Genomic DNA, 15914 nt, shown 5'->3' with positions numbered 1-15914 from the left:
AACCTTACAAGCCACCCAGGTCGTCGGGAACGTCGACGGCGTGCTGCTGCAGCGCTTCCAGCGGCACGATGTCGAGCGTGCGCTCGTGGGTGGACGCCAGCACCACCGGAGCGGCGAAACCGTCGCGATAAGCCAACAGCCAGTTGCCCGCGGTGACGCACCAACGGTCCCCGGGCACCAGGCCCGGAAACCGGAACTGCGGCATCGGTGTCGACAGATCGTTGCCGATCATGCGCTGATGCTCGAGGAATTCCGCAGTCACCACCGCGCAGATCGTGTGCAAACCAAGATCTTCCGGCCCGGTCGAGCAGCAGCCGTCGCGGTAGAAGCCGGTGAGTGGCTCGCTACCGCACGGTTCCAGCGGACCACCAAGCACATTACGGTCAGCCATCGATCGCCCTCACAATCTCGGCCACGCGTCGAAGTTGATCGACATCGGAACTGGTTGGAATGAGCTGGATTTCGTCGGTTCCGACAGCTTCGAATTCGCGCAGCACCGCGACGAGACCTTCTTCGCTTCCGGCGAAGCCGGTCGTGGGCGCCATCGCGTCGACGTATTCGGCCGGTATCCAGTTCATGTAGCGACGCAGGTGCCGGTGCACCTGCGTGCGGGCATTGTCGACGTCACCGAGCGCGAACCAGAACGAGGTGGCCAGGTGCGGCTTGGGCTTGCCGGCCTCGGCCCAAGCGTCGCGCGCGACGTCGAACAACTCGTTCTGCTTGGCCACGTCGAGATCCAGCGTGGTGCCGGCCAGTCCGTCGGCCCATGCCGCGGCGCTGCGAAGGGTCCTGGGCCCGATGGTTCCGACCAGCAGCGGCGGCCCACCCGGCTGAGCCGGTGCGGGCCCGACCGGCAGCCGCGACTCGGTGATCTTCTCGCCGACCCATACCCGCTTCATCACCGCGACCAGCTCGGCCAGCCCGCGGATGGTCTGCGTAGCCGGATCCGCGCCAACCGCGTGGTAATCCTCGACCCGGCCACCGACACCAAGGCCCACGGTCAACCGGCCGCCGCACAGCATGTCCCCCGTCGCCAACGCCTTGGCCAGCATCACCGGGTCGTGCAATTGCGGCACGATCACCGTCGTCACCAAACGGACCCGATCGGTCCACGCGGCCAGGGCGCCCATCAACGTCAATGTCTCCGGGTTGTCGAAGGCCATCCGCTCGCCCCAGCACAGCGCCGAGAACGGGCCCTGGTCGACGGCCGCCGCCCAACTCCGCAGCACGGCGGCGTCCAAGTCCGGCTCCATGACCGGCATGGTCATCGCTACCTGCACGACCGCGATTCTGACATGCAGACTGTTGGGTGCCCAGGGCCGCCGACGTGGCAGCATCGTCGGAATGGTCATCACCGCCAACTCGATCGCACACGTGCGGCTCACCGTCACCGACATCGAGCGATCTCGACGGTTCTACGAGAGCGTCTTCGGGTGGCCCGTCCTGCTCGAGGTGCCCGACAATGCCGACGAGGCAACCCGCAGCCAGTTGGCGTTTCTGTTCGGCGGTGTCATCTACGACCTCGGCGGCGCGTTGCTCGCGCTGCGACCGGTGGCCACCGACCGCTTCCACGAGGACCGCGCCGGCCTGGACCACATCGCGTTCCGGGCAGCCGACAAGTCCGAATTGGAATTCGCGGCAGAGCATCTCGACGAGCTCGGCATCGACCACGAGCCGGTCAAAGACATCGGACCGAGCTACATTCTGGAGTTCCGCCACCCGGACAACATCGCCCTGGAGCTGACCGCACCCAAGTAGCGCCGGCTTATGGCGGCGGGCCGGCCAGAGTGGTTGACTGGCAAGCACAATGCCTATTGCGTTCAACCACACCATCGTCGCCGCACACGACAAACGGAAGTCGGCGGAGTTTCTCAGCGAGCTGTTCGGGTTGCCCAGCCCTGTGCCGTTCGGGCCCTTCATCACCATCGCGCTCGAGCACGGCGCGACCCTTGACTATGCCGATGTGTCCGATGGCCAGGAGATCCGACCGCAGCACTACGCGTTCCTGGTCTCCGAGGATGACTTCGACGCGATCTACGGCAAAATCCAATCCCGCGGGCTGCAACATTGGGCGGACCCGGGCCGCCAACGGCCCGGCGAGATCAACACCCGCGACGACGGCCGCGGGGTTTACTTTCCCGATCCGGCGGGGCACTCCATGGAGATCCTCACCCGTCCCTACGGATCGGGCAGCTAGCCGGCGCCGCGCTGGGCGTGCCGGCGGCTCTCCTGGTCGCGGTAGTCGTCGGCCAGCCGACCGACGTGCTCGGGCAAAGCCCCCGCCACGACGTCAGCCAGGCTGGTCCGCTCCAGCACCGAGCGCATGCTGGCCCGCAGCGCCCGCCAGACATCGGTCAGCGCCGCGGTCGGACCCGCGTAGGGCAGATCGCCCAGCCCGATGTCGCGGACGCTGGCCAGTGGGCCGTCGATGCAGCGCAACACGTCAGCGATGCTGATTTCGGTTCCGGGACGGGCTAATTCGTAGCCGCCGTCTCGTCCGCGGTGGCTGCGCACCAGCCGGTCGGCGCGCAGGACGGACAAGATGTCGACAAGAAACTGCGGCGGAATTCCCTGCGCGTTGGCGAGATCGTCGGTGGTGACCAGCAGGCCGTCATCGACGGTGGCCAGCTCGACCATCGCCCGCACCGCGTACTCCGCCTTCGCCGACATCCGCATGGAATGGGATTCTCCCACCGGTTGCAACTCAGCCGGTCACCGCGAGCACGGCGTCGGCGTATTCGGGGCGGCACACCACCAGGTCGGGCAGCCGCGGGTCGGCCCGGTTGTACTCCAGCCGCGACCCGTCGATGCGCGAGGTATGCAGCCCGGCGGCGCGGGCCACCGCGACCGGAGCCGCCGAATCCCACTCGTACTGCCCGCCGGCGTGGACATACACGTCGGCCAACCCTTGAATGACGGCGGCCACCTTCGCTCCCGCCGAACCCATCTCCACCAGCGCGCCGTTCAGGTGATCGCGGACCTCCAGCGCAACCGCCGGCGGGCGGGTACGCGAAACCACGATGCGGGGCGCTCCGGAATACGACGGCGGCGGTACCGGATCGGGCGTGGCCAACGTAACGCCTTGCGCCGGAAGCGCAACCGCGCCGGCGATCAGCGCGCCGGATTGCCACAGCGCGACGTGCACGGCCCAGTCCTCGCGGCCGAGCTCGGAGAACTCCCGGGTGCCGTCCAGCGGGTCGACGATCCACACCCGTTGTGCGGTCAAGCGCACCGGGTCGTCGATGCCCTCTTCGGACAGCACCGCATCATCCGGGCGCTCGCGCGCCAGCGCTTCCATCAGATAATCGTGGGACCGCTTGTCCCCCGCGGCTTTTCGATCGGCCTCGGTGGCGTCGGCGAGTTCCTCGCGCACCTCAAGCAGCAGCTGTCCGGCTTCGGTAGCCAGCCGGGCGGCAACCGCATGGTCGCTGTAGTCACTGTGGTCGCTCAACTCCGGGCCTCGATCAGCTCGACGACCTGCTGAGCCAGTTCGTCACAACTGCGGTCCGACGTGAGCCGCAGGTCGGGGTTCTTCGGTCGCTGATACGGGCTGTCGATTCCGGTGAAGTGCGTGATCTCACCCGCCCGCGCCTTGGCGTAGAGGCCCTTTGGGTCTCGACGCTCGCAGTCCTCGAGTGGGGTGTCGCAGAACACCTCGACGAAGTCGAGGCCGGCGTCGGCATGCACCGCGCGGGCCAGGTCGCGATGCTCTTCCAGCGGGCTGATCGCGGGCACCAGCACGGTGTGGCCGGAATCGGCGATCAGGGCCGCGACGTGTGCCAGCCGGCGCAGGTTCTCGGCCCGATCGGCCATGCTGAAACCCAGGTCGGCGTTGAGGCCGTGGCGCAGATTGTCGCCGTCGAGAACGTAAGCGGGAACGCCTTTTTCGAGCAGCTTCTGCTCGACCAGCATGGCCACCGACGACTTGCCGGAACCCGAAAGCCCGGTGAACCACAGGGTGCGGCCCCTCGACATCCGATCCTCGGCGGTCACCAGCGACTGGTGCACCACGGTGTTGGGGCTCGACGACAGGTTGGAAACCTCGCGCAGCACCATGCCGGCCGCAACGGTCCCGTTGGTGGTCGGGTCGATCAGGATGAAAGACCCTGTGCTGGCGTTCCGGGTGTACTCGTCGAGCAGCAGCGGCACCTGGGAGCGCAGCGAGACGCGGCCAAGTTCGTTCAGCTGCAACGCCGTTGCGTCCTTGTCTCGGCGCAGCGTGTTGACGTCGAGCCGGTAATCCAGCCCGGTGATCCTGACCCGCGTGGTCTGGGTGGTGTGCTTGATCAGATAGTCCCGCCCGGGCTCCAGCGCCGAGGCGTCGGCCATCCAGCAGACCGTCGCATCGAAGTCCTGAGTGACCCTGGGCGCATTTGCCGGCCGGGCGATCATGTCACCGCGCGAGATGTCGATGTCGTCGGCAAGGCTCACCGAGACGGCCATCGGTGGAAATGCCTCGTCCACCGGCCCGTTCGGGCCCTCGATCGCGGTGATGCTGCTGGGCTTGCCGGTCGGCAACACGACGACGTCATCGCCGGGACGCATCACACCGCTGGCGACGGTGCCCGCGTAGCTGCGGTGGTCTTGGTGATCGCGGGTCTGCGGACGGATGACGTACTGCACCGGAAACCGGACGTCGACGAGGTTGCGGTCGGCCGCGATGTAGACCTCTTCGAGGTGTGACAGCAGCGTCGGGCCCTCGTACCACGGGGTGTGCTCGGACTTGGTGACGACGTTGTCGCCGTGTAGCGCCGACATCGGGATGGTGAGGACGTCTTGGACGTCCAGGCGGGTGGCGAAGGCGTAGAACTCGTCGCGGATCGCCTCGAAAGCTTCTTTGTCCCAATCGATCAGGTCCATCTTGTTGACCGCGAGCACGATGTGCTCGATGCCCAACAGCGACGCCAGGAAGGTGTGCCGACGGGACTGCTCCAGCAGACCGTGGCGGGCGTCGACGAGCACGATGGCCAGTTGGGCGGTGGATGCGCCGGTCACCATGTTGCGGGTGTACTGAATGTGACCGGGGGTGTCGGCAATGATGAATTTGCGCTTGGGAGTGGCGAAGTAGCGGTAGGCGACGTCGATCGTGATGCCTTGTTCCCGCTCGGCGCGCAGCCCGTCGGTGACCAGTGACAGGTCGGTGTACTCGTGGCCGCGATCTTTGGAGGTCCGCTCGACCGAGGCCCACTGATCGTCCATGACGGCCTTGGAGTCGTAGAGCAGCCGCCCGATCAGAGTGGACTTGCCATCGTCGACCGAACCGGCCGTCGCGATGCGCAGCAGCGTGGTGGATGCACCCATCAGAAATACCCCTGCCTCTTGCGGTCTTCCATCCCGGCTTCGGAGATCCGGTCGTCAGCTCTGGTGGCACCTCGCTCGGTCAGCCGTGACACCGCCGTCTCGGCGACGACCTCGGCCACGGTGGAAGCGTCGGATTCGACACAGCCCGTGCAGGTGACGTCGCCGACGGTGCGGAACCGGACGGTCTTCTCGACCACCTTCTCGTCAGCCCGCGGCTGCAGGTGGCGGTGGACCGCCAGCAGCATTCCGTCGCGCTCGAAAACTTCGCGCTGGTGGGCGTAGTAGATCGACGGCAGCTTGATCTTCTCCGCGCCGATGTAAGACCAGATGTCGAATTCGGTCCAGTTGGAAAGCGGGAACACGCGGATGTGCTCGCCCTTGTTGTGCCGGCCGTTGTAGATGTTCCACAGTTCGGGCCGCTGTGCCTTCGGGTCCCATTGACCGAACTCGTCACGGAAGCTGAACACCCGCTCTTTGGCTCGTGCCTTCTCCTCGTCACGGCGGGCTCCGCCGAATGCGGCGTCGAACTTGTTCTCCCCGATCGCGCGCAGCAGCGTCACGGTTTGAAGCGGGTTGCGCGACGGGATGGTTTCGACCACCCGGCCCGCGTCGATGTCGTCTTGCACCTTGGCGATCACCAACCGGACGCCGGTCTCGGCCACCAACTCGTCGCGGGTGGCGATGACCTCGTCGAAGTTATGACCGGTATCGACGTGCATCACCGGGAACGGCAGGCGGCCGGGGCGGAAGGCCTTCAGCGCCAGATGCAGCATCACGATCGAGTCCTTGCCGCCCGAGAACAGCAGCACCGGACGCTCGAACTCGGCGGCCACCTCGCGGATGATGTGGATCGCCTCGGCCTCCAGAGAGCGCAGATGACTCAATTCGTACTGCCCCGCTGCCGGGCCGGCGGTTGCCTCTTGGCTGGTCATCAGCCCCCGATTCTCGGTAAAGTTGGTAGTTTTGGTCAAGATTATGAGCAATACCCAGTATGAAACCAGCCGAGGGTGGCTCTGTCAACCACTTCTGCCCCTGCAATCCCCCGGCCTCGCTGGCGATCGATGTGCCCGCCTTCGAGCGACAAGCTCGCTCCTCGAGAGTGATATCGCCGGTGGTGTCGAAACGCGGGAGACAGCAGTCCCTGGCTCAGCGATTGAAGAGACTGTTGGGTCTGATGGGGCGGGCTCGATCGCTAGCCGGTGACCTCGGTGAGCTTGCCGGTCGCGACGTCGAAGATGAATCCACGCGCCGACGAGTGCTTGGTGACGAACGGGCTGTGCTTGATGCGGTGCAACGACTGCCGGACATCTTCGGCGAGGTCGGGGAAGGCTTCGGCCGACCACGGCGGCTTGACCCCGGTCTCGTCCTGGATCGCACGCTTGAAGTCGTCGTCGGTGAAGGTCAACATCCCGCAGTCGGTGTGGTGAATCAGGATGATCTCGGTGGTTCCCAGCAATCGCTGGCTGATCGCGAGCGACCGGATCGCATCGTCGGTGACCACCCCGCCGGCGTTGCGGATGACATGCGCCTCGCCCTCTTTGATGCCGAGCAGGCTGTGCACGTCGAGTCGGGCATCCATGCACGCCAGCACCGCGACATGCTTGCTCGGCGGCAGCGGCAATGGACCTTCGAAGGACTTGGCATATTCGGCATTTTTGGCTAAGTAGTCATCGGTGACCGTCACAGCCGTCTCCTCGTCCGATCGCTGAATCCAGCAGTTCGGCCAACAATTTTACGAGTTGACGGCCATTACTTCACCGGTCCGGCTCAACCCGATCCCAATACGCAGTGCAGTTGCTCACGCTGATCGATGATGCGTCTCTTAGTCTGTGCGAATGCGACAGCGGCGAAGGCAGTAGCCATGACCCGCTTCCTCGCACGTCGCATGTTGAATTACGTCGTGCTGTTGGCGTTGGCGTCGTTTCTGACCTTCTGCCTTACCTCGGTGGCGTTCTCACCGCTGGAAAGCCTGATGCAGCGCAGCCCGCGTCCGCCGCAGGCGGTGATCGATGCCAAGGCCGCTCAGCTCGGCCTGAACAAGCCCGTCCCGTTGCGTTACGCGGGCTGGGCCGCACACGCGGTGCGCGGTGATTTCGGCGCCACCGTGACCGGCCAGCCCGTGTCGGGCGAGTTGTGGCGCCGCATCGGCGTCAGCCTTCGACTGCTGGTCATCGGTTCGGTGGCGGGCACCATCATCGGGGTCGTGCTCGGCGCCTGGGGGGCGATCCGCCAGTACCGGCTGAGCGATCGCGTCATCACGATGCTGTCGCTGCTGGTGCTGTCCGCCCCGACGTTCGTGATCGCCAACCTGCTGATCCTCGGGGCCCTGCGGGTGAACTGGGCACTGGGTACACAACTGTTCCAATACACCGGAGAAACGTCGCCGGCGTTGATCGACGGAGCGTGGCCACAATTCGTGGATCGCTTGCAGCACTTGGTATTACCCACGCTCACGCTGACGCTGGGCACCGCTGCAGGGTTCAGTCGCTATCAGCGCAACGCGATGCTCGACGTACTCGGCCAGGATTTCATCCGCACCGCACGCGCCAAAGGCCTGAGCCGCCGCCGCGCTCTGATCAAGCACGGTCTGCGCACGGCACTGATACCGCTGGCCACCCTGTTCGCCTACGGCGTGGCCGGTCTGGTCACCGGCGCGGTGTTCGTCGAGAAGATCTTCGGCTGGCACGGCATGGGTGAGTGGATGGTGCAGGGCGTGGCGACCCAGGACACCAACATCGTCGCCGCGATCACGGTGTTCGCCGGCGCGGTGGTGTTGCTGGCGGGTCTGCTCTCCGATTTCATTTACGCCGCGCTTGATCCCCGGGTTCGGGTGTCATGACCGACGCTGCCGCCCTGCACGCCAAATCAGGCTTGGAGACACCGGAATTCGCCTCGCGACGCACGTTGGTGTTGCGTCGTTTTCTGCGCCGCCCGTCGGCGGTGGCGTCGCTGATCGTGCTGCTGGTGCTGTTCATCGGCTGCTACACGGCGCCGTCGTTTCTGCCCTACTCCTACTCCGATCTCGACTTCAACGCACTCCTCCAGCCGCCCGACACCCGACACTGGTTGGGTACCAACGCACTTGGCCAGGATCTGCTGGCCCAGACCTTGCGCGGCATGCAGAAGTCGATGCTGATCGCGGTGTGCGTGGCCCTCATCTCCACCGGCATCGCGGCCACCGTCGGGTCGATCTCGGGCTACTTCGGTGGTTGGCGCGACCGGGCGCTGATGTGGTTGGTCGACCTCATGCTTGTGGTGCCGGCCTTTCTGCTGATCATGATCCTGACCCCGCGCACCAAGAGCTCCGGCAACGTCATCGTGCTGGTGCTGCTGCTGTCGGGATTCGGCTGGATGGTCAGCTCGCGGATGGTCCGCGGCATGACGATGAGCCTGCGCGAACGCGAATTCATCCGCGCCGCAAGGTACATGGGCGTCTCCAGCCGGCGGATCATCACCCATCACGTGGTTCCAAATGTGGCGTCGATCCTGATCATCGACAGCGCGCTGAACGTCGCCGTGGCCATCTTGGCCGAGACCGGTCTGAGCTTCCTCGGTTTCGGTATCCAGCCTCCCGATGTGTCGCTGGGGACACTGATCGCCGACGGCACCCAGTCTGCGACCAGCTTCCCATGGGTGTTCCTGTTCCCCGCGGGCGTCCTGGTGTTGATCCTGGTGTGCGCCAATTTGACCGGCGACGGTCTGCGCGACGCGCTTGATCCAGCCAGCGGCGCGTTGCGAGGAGGCCGCCGGTGAGCCGGCTACTGGACGTCACCAACTTGGCCGTCACCTTCCCAACCGACGGTGCCCCACTGAAAGCGGTGCGCGGCATCGGCTTTCATGTCGATTCCGGCGAGGTCGTCGCGATCGTCGGCGAATCCGGCTCGGGCAAGTCGACCGCGGCGATGGCGGTGGTGGGCCTGCTTCCCGAGTACGCCGATGTTCGCGGATCGGTTCGGCTGCAGGGAAACGAGCTGGTCGGACTCCCCGACGAGGCGATGTCACGGTTTCGCGGCAACACGATCGGCACGGTGTTTCAGGACCCGATGTCGGCGCTGACGCCGGTGTACACCGTCGGCGATCAGATCGCGGAGGCCATTGAGGTGCACCAGCCGGGCACCGGAAGGAAGGCGGCCCGCCGGCGCGCGGTCGAATTGCTCGAACTGGTCGGCATAGCCCAGCCCGATCGGCGCGCACGCGCCTTTCCGCACGAACTCTCCGGCGGCGAGCGCCAGCGCGTCGTCATCGCGATTGCGATCGCCAACGACCCCGACCTGATGATCTGCGACGAGCCCACAACCGCACTCGACGTCACCGTGCAGGCGCAGATTCTCGAGGTGCTCAAGACCGCTCGGGACGTCACCGGGGCCGGGGTGCTCATCATCACGCACGATCTGGGGGTGGTCGGCGAATTCGCCGACCGCGCACTGGTGATGTATGCCGGCAAGATCGTCGAGTCGGCCGCCGTCGGAGATGTCTACCGCGATCGCCGGATGCCTTACACCGTAGGGTTATTGGGTTCGGTACCGCGGCTGGACGCCCCACAGGGAACCCGGCTGGTGCCGATCCCGGGCGCTCCCCCGTCGCTGTCGGCCCTTGAACCGGGATGCCCATTCGCGCCTCGATGTCCGCTGGTCGTCGACGAGTGTCGCGCCGCGGAGCCCGAGCTGTTAACGGTGGCTCCCGAGCACGGGGCGGCCTGCATCCGCACCGAACACGTTGTCGGCCGTACTGCTCCCGAGATCTACGGAGTCAGCACCGAGGCCGACGCCGTCGCGCCCGGCGAACCATCTGTCGTGGTGCGGGTCCGCGATCTGGTCAGAACGTATCCGCTGACCAAAGGCGTGTTGTTTCGCCGAAATATCGGCGAGGTCCGCGCGGTCGACGGCGTCAGCTTCGAACTGCGGCAGGGGCGCACGCTGGCCATCGTCGGCGAGTCGGGCTCGGGGAAGTCGACGACGCTGCACGAGATTCTCGAGTTGGTTGCACCGCAATCGGGTTCGATCGATGTGCTGGGGGCCGACGTCGCCACGCTGAGCAGCTCGAGTCGCCGGGCGATGCGGCGCGACATTCAGGTCATCTTTCAGGATCCGGCGGCGTCACTGGATCCGCGGCTGCCGGTATTCGAATTGCTGGCGGAGCCGTTGCACGCCAACGGATTCAGCAAGGCCGATACCAGCAAGCGGGTCGCCGAGCTGCTCGACACGGTCGGGCTGCCGCACGCCGATGCCAGCCGCTACCCGGCGGAATTCTCCGGCGGGCAGAAGCAGCGCATCGGGATCGCGCGCGCGTTGGCGCTGCGGCCCAAGATCCTGGCGCTCGACGAACCCGTCTCCGCGCTCGACGTCTCGATCCAGGCCGGCATCATCAACCTGCTGCTCGACCTGCAGCAAGAGCTCGGCCTGTCGTATCTGTTCGTCTCGCATAATCTTTCGGTGGTCAAGCATCTCGCGCACCAGGTCGCGGTGATGCTGCGCGGTGTCATCGTGGAGCAGGGCGACAGCGACGACATCTTCGACCGGCCACAACACGAATACACGCGGCGCTTGCTGGCCGCGGTGCCGCAACCGGATTCGGCTCGTGGCTAAGCGTTTAGTGCCGGCGATCGCGCTCGCCGTGAGCCTGATCGCAGGCGGTTGTTCGTCGGGCGCCGACTATGTGCCGGCCGGTCCTGCCACCGCCGTCGGCGCCACCAGCGATATCAACCCGCAGAACCCCGCGACGCTGCGCGACGGTGGCGACCTGCGGCTAGCGCTGACCGAATTCCCGTCCAACTTCAATACCTTGCACATCGACGGCAACTCCGCCGATGTCGGCGCGATGCTGAAAGCCACCATGCCGCGTGCGTTCGTCATCGGGCCCGATGGCTCCACCACCGTCGACACCGACTACTTCAGCAGCGTCGAACTCACCGGGACCAACCCGCAGGTCGTCACCTACACCATTAACCCGAAAGCAATCTGGTCGGACGGCACACCGCTCAACTGGGAGGACATCGCCAGCCAGGTCCATGCCACCAGCGGGGCTGACAAAAACTTCGCGATCGCCGGCACCAACGGCAGCGAGCGGGTCAAGTCGGTGACTCAAGGCGTCGACGACCGCCAGGCGGTGGTTACCTTCGCCAAGCCGTATGCCGAGTGGCGCGGCATGTTCGCCGGCAACACCATGCTTCTTCCAAAGCGCATGACCGCAACTCCCGAGGCGTTCAACACCGCACAGCTTTCCGGTCCCGGACCGTCGGCCGGGCCATTCGTCGTCTCGGCGCTGGATCGGACTAAGCAGCGAATTGTGTTGACCCGCAACCCCAAATGGTGGGGTGAGCGGCCACGGCTGGATCGCATGACGTTCCTGGTGCTCGACGATGCCGCACGCCTGCCGGCGTTGCAGAACAAGGCCATCGACGCGACCGGCGTGGCCGGCCTGGACCAGATGACGATCGCTCGGCGGACCGAAGGTATCTCGATCCGGCGCGCGCCGACTCCCAGCTGGTATCACTTCACCTTCAACGGCGCGAAGGGCTCGATCCTGTCCGACCCGGCGTTGCGCCGCGCCGTCGCCGAGGGCATCGACCGGCAGAGCATCGCCGCCGTTACCCAGCACGGGCTCAGCAGCCACCCGGCGGCGCTGAACAACCACATCTACGTCGAGGGCCAGCAGGGCTACGAAGACAACAGCGGCGTCGTCGCCTACAACCCGGAGAAGGCCAAACGCGACCTCGATGCGCTTGGCTGGAAACTCCACGGGCGGTTCCGTGAACGTGACGGCCAGCAGTTGGTGGTGCGCGACCTGTTCTACGACGCGCAGACCAGTCGGCAGTTCGGTCTGATCGCGCAGCACAGCCTCGCCCAAATCGGTGTCAAACTCGAACTGATGGCCAAGGCCGGCAGCGGCTTCTTCACCAACTACATCAACGTCGGGGCGTTCGACATCGCCCAATTCGGTTGGATGGGAGACGCTTTCCCGCTATCGGCGCTCACCCAGATCTACGCGTCCACCGGGGAGAGCAACTTCGGCAAGATCGGCGGCCCCGACATCGACGCCAAGATCGAGCAGACGCTCCAAGAGCTGGACCCGGCCAAAGCACGGACACGGGCCAACGAGGTCGACAAGCTGATCTGGGCCGAGGGATTCAGCCTGCCGCTGATCCAGTCCCCCGGCAACCTAGCGGTCAACAGCTCGCTGGCCAACTTCGGCGCGGCCGGGCTGGCCGACCTGGATTACACCGCGATCGGCTTCATGCGCTGAGGTAGCAGCGTGGACCCGGATCTGGCGGCAGGAATACGCGCAAAGTCTTGCAATCCGCTAGACACGTGCATAATTCTTGATGCCATGACCGCGACGATCGGCCGACTCGACGTTGCCGCGCTTCCGCTCGCGCCGAAAAATCCGCTGCCCATTCGACAGGTGCTGTCGGCGGCGCGAGTCTTGCACACCGGACTACCACTGCTGAGCAAAGCAGGCGGACCGGTGACCCGCTTCGTACCGCTGCCAAGGTTCGTTGCCCCGGCCCTCGTGTTGGTCACCTCGCCCAACGGGGTGCGCGATGTGTTGGGTCGCACGGACGGACTCACCGAGCGATGCCAGATCCACCAGGAAGTGCGGAACGTGGCGGGCGACAACCTGTTTGTCCTGCCCAACCGAGAATGGGCTCCGCGCCGACGCGCACTACAACCGGTATTCACCAAACAAAACGTCGACGGCTTCGGCAAACACATGACGCAGGCGGCGCAAACGTTCGCCGATCACTGGCGCGAGGTAGGTGACGTCGACCTCGATGCTGAGTGCCGCCGACTCGCCATGCGGTCGCTCGGCCGCTCGATTCTCGGTGTCGACGTCAACGAATTCGGTAGCCAGATCGCACAGAACATGCACGTCGCATCGGCCTACGCGACCGATCGTGCGTTACGGCCGATACGGGCGCCCCGGTGGCTCCCGACGCCGTCACGCCGTCGCGCTCGCGCCGCGGTGGCGGCGATGCGCCAGGTCACCATGGACATCCTGCAGGCGTGCCGCGCAGATCCGACCCGCGATGCACCGCTGGTTCAAGCGTTGATCGCGGCCACTGACCCAGACACCGCCCGGCCGCTCTCCGACGACGACATCTGCAACGAGCTGCTGATCTTCATGCTGTCCGGCCACGACACAACGGCGACGATGCTGACCTACGCCTTGTGGGAACTGGGGCACCATCCCGACATCCAGAACCGGATCGCCGCCGAGGTCGCCGAGATCGGCGATAGAGAACTGACACCCGACGATGTCCCCCGGCTCGCATACACCGCCCAGGTGCTCAACGAGTCGTTGCGACTGTGCCCGCCGGCCGCGGGGGTCGGCCGGTTGGCGCTGTGCGACATCGCGGTAGACGGCTACCGAGTGGAAGCGGGCACCATTGTGGCCGTCGGGATCAATGCCCTGCACCGGGATCCGGCCTTGTGGGAACGCCCGCTGGTCTTCGACCCCGATCGGTTCAGCCCGGAGAACTCCACGAACCGCGACCGCTGGCAGTTCATCCCGTTCGCCGCCGGGCCACGTTCGTGCATCGGTGAACACTTCGCGATGTTGGTGACGACCCTCGCGCTCGCCACCGTCGTTCGGTCTATCCGGATCCGTTCGACGGACAAGGACTTTCCGCTCGAGTCGCCGTGCACCACTGTCGCGAAGGGGCCGATCCCGGCCCACGTCGACGCGCGACGGTGAAATAGCCGACGCGAGGTGTGTACCTAGCGAACCCTCAGGCGCACAGTTCGATCCGCTGCGCATCCTTGATGCCGTCGTATCGACCTGGCGTACAGGTCAATACGATCACCTGGCCGCGTTCGCCCAGCGTGTCGAACACCGTCGCCATCTTCACCAACCGCTGCGGATCGGTGAAGCCGAGCGCATCATCGATCATGATCGGGACGGCGTCCTCCTTCGCAACCAGGGCCGCGCCGGCCAGTCGCGCCAAGATGCCGAGTTGTTCCTTGGCCCCGCCCGACAATGATTCATAGGGGACGGTGCAACCGTCCAAGGTGCGGTTGCGGATGCACAGGTCGCTGTCGACGTCGACTTCGAAACTCGGGCCGAAAACCGGGCGGCCGAGCCGCTGCAGTTCGGCGCGGAACGGCTCCACATAGCGCAGGCGGGTGGTGTCGCGGTGACGCACCATCACGTCGCGGAGCAACTGCACGGCCCTGGCCCGGCGACCGACCCGATCGTGCTCGTTCCTGGCGTGTTCGCGCTGAATCTCCGCGGCGTCGAGCTTGCCCTTGCGGCCTTCGGTGCCGAATACCGTGAGCTGCGCGGCGATCTCATGCAGGGTGCGCGCGATTTTGTCGTGGCGCTCACGCAGTGCCGCGGCGGCCGCGATGGCATCGGTGCGCTCCGCGGCGACCGCATCGGGAGCCGCGGCGGCCAACTGCTCGGACAGTTCGGCGACGCGGCTTGCAGCGGTGTGCGCCGCGGTCGTGTCGGCGTCGACGTCCGCTGCCAGTCGTTCGTCGGGCACCACGGCGCGTTGTTCGGCCAGCCGGCTGGTGACGGTGACCAGCTCGGTTCGCTGGGCCGCCAGCTTGTCGTGCACCCGCGTTGCCCGCGTGGATACCTCGGTGAGTTTCTTCATCGCCAGCGCCGCAACTTTGCGGTGGGTTTCGCAGTCCACACCGGCCTGCGCGCGGGCCGCGACCGCTTCGAGGAGTTCGGCGCGCGCGGCGCCGCCGTCGACCGTGGCGTCGTCGGGAAATGTTGGCAATGCTTGCAATTCCACAAGCCGGGCGCGCAGTTGCTCGACATCATCGTCGCCGCACAGCCCGGTCAGCGTCGCGGTGAGCTGATCGCGACAACTCTCGAGTTCGCGGCGCCGCCGCTCGGCGTGCCGTGCCGCAGCGAGGTCCGCGACCTGTGCGAGCGCCAGCGCGACGGCCAACTTCTGTTGCGCCGCAGCGTATTGCTCCTGGATATCGAGTGCTGACGCGCCAGGCGTGACGCGGGCGGTCGCAATGCCCGGAATCGCTATCTCGGTCTCGGCGTTCGCGACGGTCGACCAGCGTTCGCCGGCAGGTAGCGACACCCGCTGATCGCCGACAACCAGCTCGATGTCGGCGACGGCGACGAATTCGACTGTCGCCGAAACCAATGCGAGTTGGCTTTCCGTCCGCTCGACGGCCACCGCGGCCTGTTCGATCTGCCGGAGCAGGTCGTCGGTCACGGTGATCGTCGACAGCTCTTTCGTGACCTCGTCCCGCTCGCTGAGCGCGGCATCGATTTTCGTGATCTTGGTCGTCAGGCGCTGCGTCTCGTCGCGGCGAACCAGGTCGTCGACTTGACGGCGCGCGGTGTCGGCGCGCTGCTGGGCGGCGACCAGAAGTTCATCGGCCCGCTCGACGGCGGCGTCGGCCTCGACAGTGACGTCGCGCGCGAGCGCCTGTGCTTCGGCGGCCTCGCGGGCCTCGTCTTCCAGTGCCGCGACTATAGCCGTGCGCGAGTCGTTTTCGGTGCACAACCGAAGCCGCTCGGTGTGGGCGGCGCTCGACGCGGTGCTGGTAGCACTCGCTGCGGCGGCGATCAGCTCGGCTTCGCGCACCTGCTCGGTGAGCCGGGCGATGGCGTCGGCGGCGGCCTGCGCGGCAGCCTGCCTC

15 protein-coding genes are annotated in these 15914 nt (G+C 66.1%); 7 read left to right on the top strand and 8 right to left on the bottom strand.

Annotated elements, in window-relative coordinates:
- Positions 1-4: 4 nt before the first annotated feature.
- Positions 5-391 (bottom strand): DUF2237 family protein, encoded by a 387-nt coding sequence (locus WAO18_RS05680; protein ID WP_422204589.1) that lies wholly within the window; start codon positions 389-391, stop codon positions 5-7.
- Complete coding sequence (locus WAO18_RS05675; protein WP_422204635.1) at positions 384-1268, bottom strand: LLM class flavin-dependent oxidoreductase; 885 nt, start codon at positions 1266-1268, stop codon at positions 384-386. The genes WAO18_RS05680 and WAO18_RS05675 overlap by 8 nt, the downstream gene beginning before the upstream one ends.
- Before the next feature lie 76 nt (positions 1269-1344).
- On the opposite strand from WAO18_RS05675, the gene WAO18_RS05670 reads away from it, so the two are divergent.
- Positions 1345-1758: a VOC family protein gene (locus WAO18_RS05670; RefSeq protein WP_422204588.1), complete on the top strand. Its 414-nt coding sequence runs from the start codon at positions 1345-1347 to the stop codon at positions 1756-1758.
- 49 nt (positions 1759-1807) lie between these two features.
- The gene (locus tag WAO18_RS05665; protein ID WP_422204586.1) at positions 1808-2197 is read left to right on the top strand and encodes a VOC family protein; all 390 of its coding nucleotides are present in this window, start codon (positions 1808-1810) and stop codon (positions 2195-2197) included.
- Here WAO18_RS05665 and WAO18_RS05660 read toward each other — a convergent pair.
- From WAO18_RS05660 to WAO18_RS05640, 5 genes are all read right to left on the bottom strand, one after another.
- The gene (locus WAO18_RS05660; protein WP_422204633.1) at positions 2194-2676 is read right to left on the bottom strand and encodes an Rrf2 family transcriptional regulator; all 483 of its coding nucleotides are present in this window, start codon (positions 2674-2676) and stop codon (positions 2194-2196) included. The two genes, WAO18_RS05665 and WAO18_RS05660, sit on opposite strands and share 4 nt — an antisense overlap.
- Before the next feature lie 28 nt (positions 2677-2704).
- Positions 2705-3451 (bottom strand): 3'(2'),5'-bisphosphate nucleotidase CysQ, encoded by a 747-nt coding sequence (locus WAO18_RS05655; protein ID WP_422204584.1) that lies wholly within the window; start codon positions 3449-3451, stop codon positions 2705-2707.
- The gene (gene cysC / locus WAO18_RS05650) at positions 3448-5301 is read right to left on the bottom strand and encodes an adenylyl-sulfate kinase (RefSeq protein WP_422204582.1); all 1854 of its coding nucleotides are present in this window, start codon (positions 5299-5301) and stop codon (positions 3448-3450) included. Before cysC ends, WAO18_RS05655 begins: the two co-directional genes overlap by 4 nt.
- A complete protein-coding gene (gene cysD / locus WAO18_RS05645; protein ID WP_422204580.1) occupies positions 5301-6233 on the bottom strand; it encodes a sulfate adenylyltransferase subunit CysD in 933 nt (310 codons plus the stop codon). The genes cysC and cysD overlap by 1 nt, the downstream gene beginning before the upstream one ends.
- A gap of 260 nt (positions 6234-6493) precedes the next feature.
- Entirely contained in the window at positions 6494-6985 is a 492-nt protein-coding gene (locus WAO18_RS05640; protein ID WP_422204578.1) for a beta-class carbonic anhydrase, read from the bottom strand.
- A gap of 177 nt (positions 6986-7162) precedes the next feature.
- Here WAO18_RS05640 and WAO18_RS05635 point away from each other — a divergent pair, with 177 nt between their 5' ends.
- The 5 genes from WAO18_RS05635 (at position 7163) to WAO18_RS05615 (ending at position 13995) form a co-directional block, all read left to right on the top strand.
- Positions 7163-8140, top strand: a complete 978-nt coding sequence (locus WAO18_RS05635; protein ID WP_422204577.1) for an ABC transporter permease — start codon at positions 7163-7165, stop codon at positions 8138-8140.
- Positions 8137-9054, top strand: coding sequence for an ABC transporter permease (locus WAO18_RS05630; RefSeq protein WP_422204576.1), 918 nt, complete (start codon positions 8137-8139; stop codon positions 9052-9054). Before WAO18_RS05635 ends, WAO18_RS05630 begins: the two co-directional genes overlap by 4 nt.
- Positions 9051-10886: a dipeptide ABC transporter ATP-binding protein gene (locus WAO18_RS05625; protein ID WP_422204575.1), complete on the top strand. Its 1836-nt coding sequence runs from the start codon at positions 9051-9053 to the stop codon at positions 10884-10886. The genes WAO18_RS05630 and WAO18_RS05625 overlap by 4 nt, the downstream gene beginning before the upstream one ends.
- 28 nt (positions 10887-10914) lie before the next feature.
- Positions 10915-12543: an ABC transporter family substrate-binding protein gene (locus WAO18_RS05620; protein WP_422204632.1), complete on the top strand. Its 1629-nt coding sequence runs from the start codon at positions 10915-10917 to the stop codon at positions 12541-12543.
- Between the two features lie 84 nt (positions 12544-12627).
- Positions 12628-13995: a cytochrome P450 gene (locus tag WAO18_RS05615; protein WP_422204574.1), complete on the top strand. Its 1368-nt coding sequence runs from the start codon at positions 12628-12630 to the stop codon at positions 13993-13995.
- Positions 13996-14029: 34 nt separating this feature from the next.
- Here the strand turns inward: WAO18_RS05615 and WAO18_RS05610 are convergent.
- The coding region (locus WAO18_RS05610) for an ATP-binding protein (RefSeq protein ID WP_422204571.1) at positions 14030-15914 on the bottom strand (1885 nt) is incomplete at its 5' end.

The organism is Mycobacterium sp. (genome assembly GCF_049278535.1).
Lineage (GTDB): Bacteria > Actinomycetota > Actinomycetes > Mycobacteriales > Mycobacteriaceae > Mycobacterium.
This window is presented reverse-complemented; position numbering and strand designations above follow the sequence as displayed.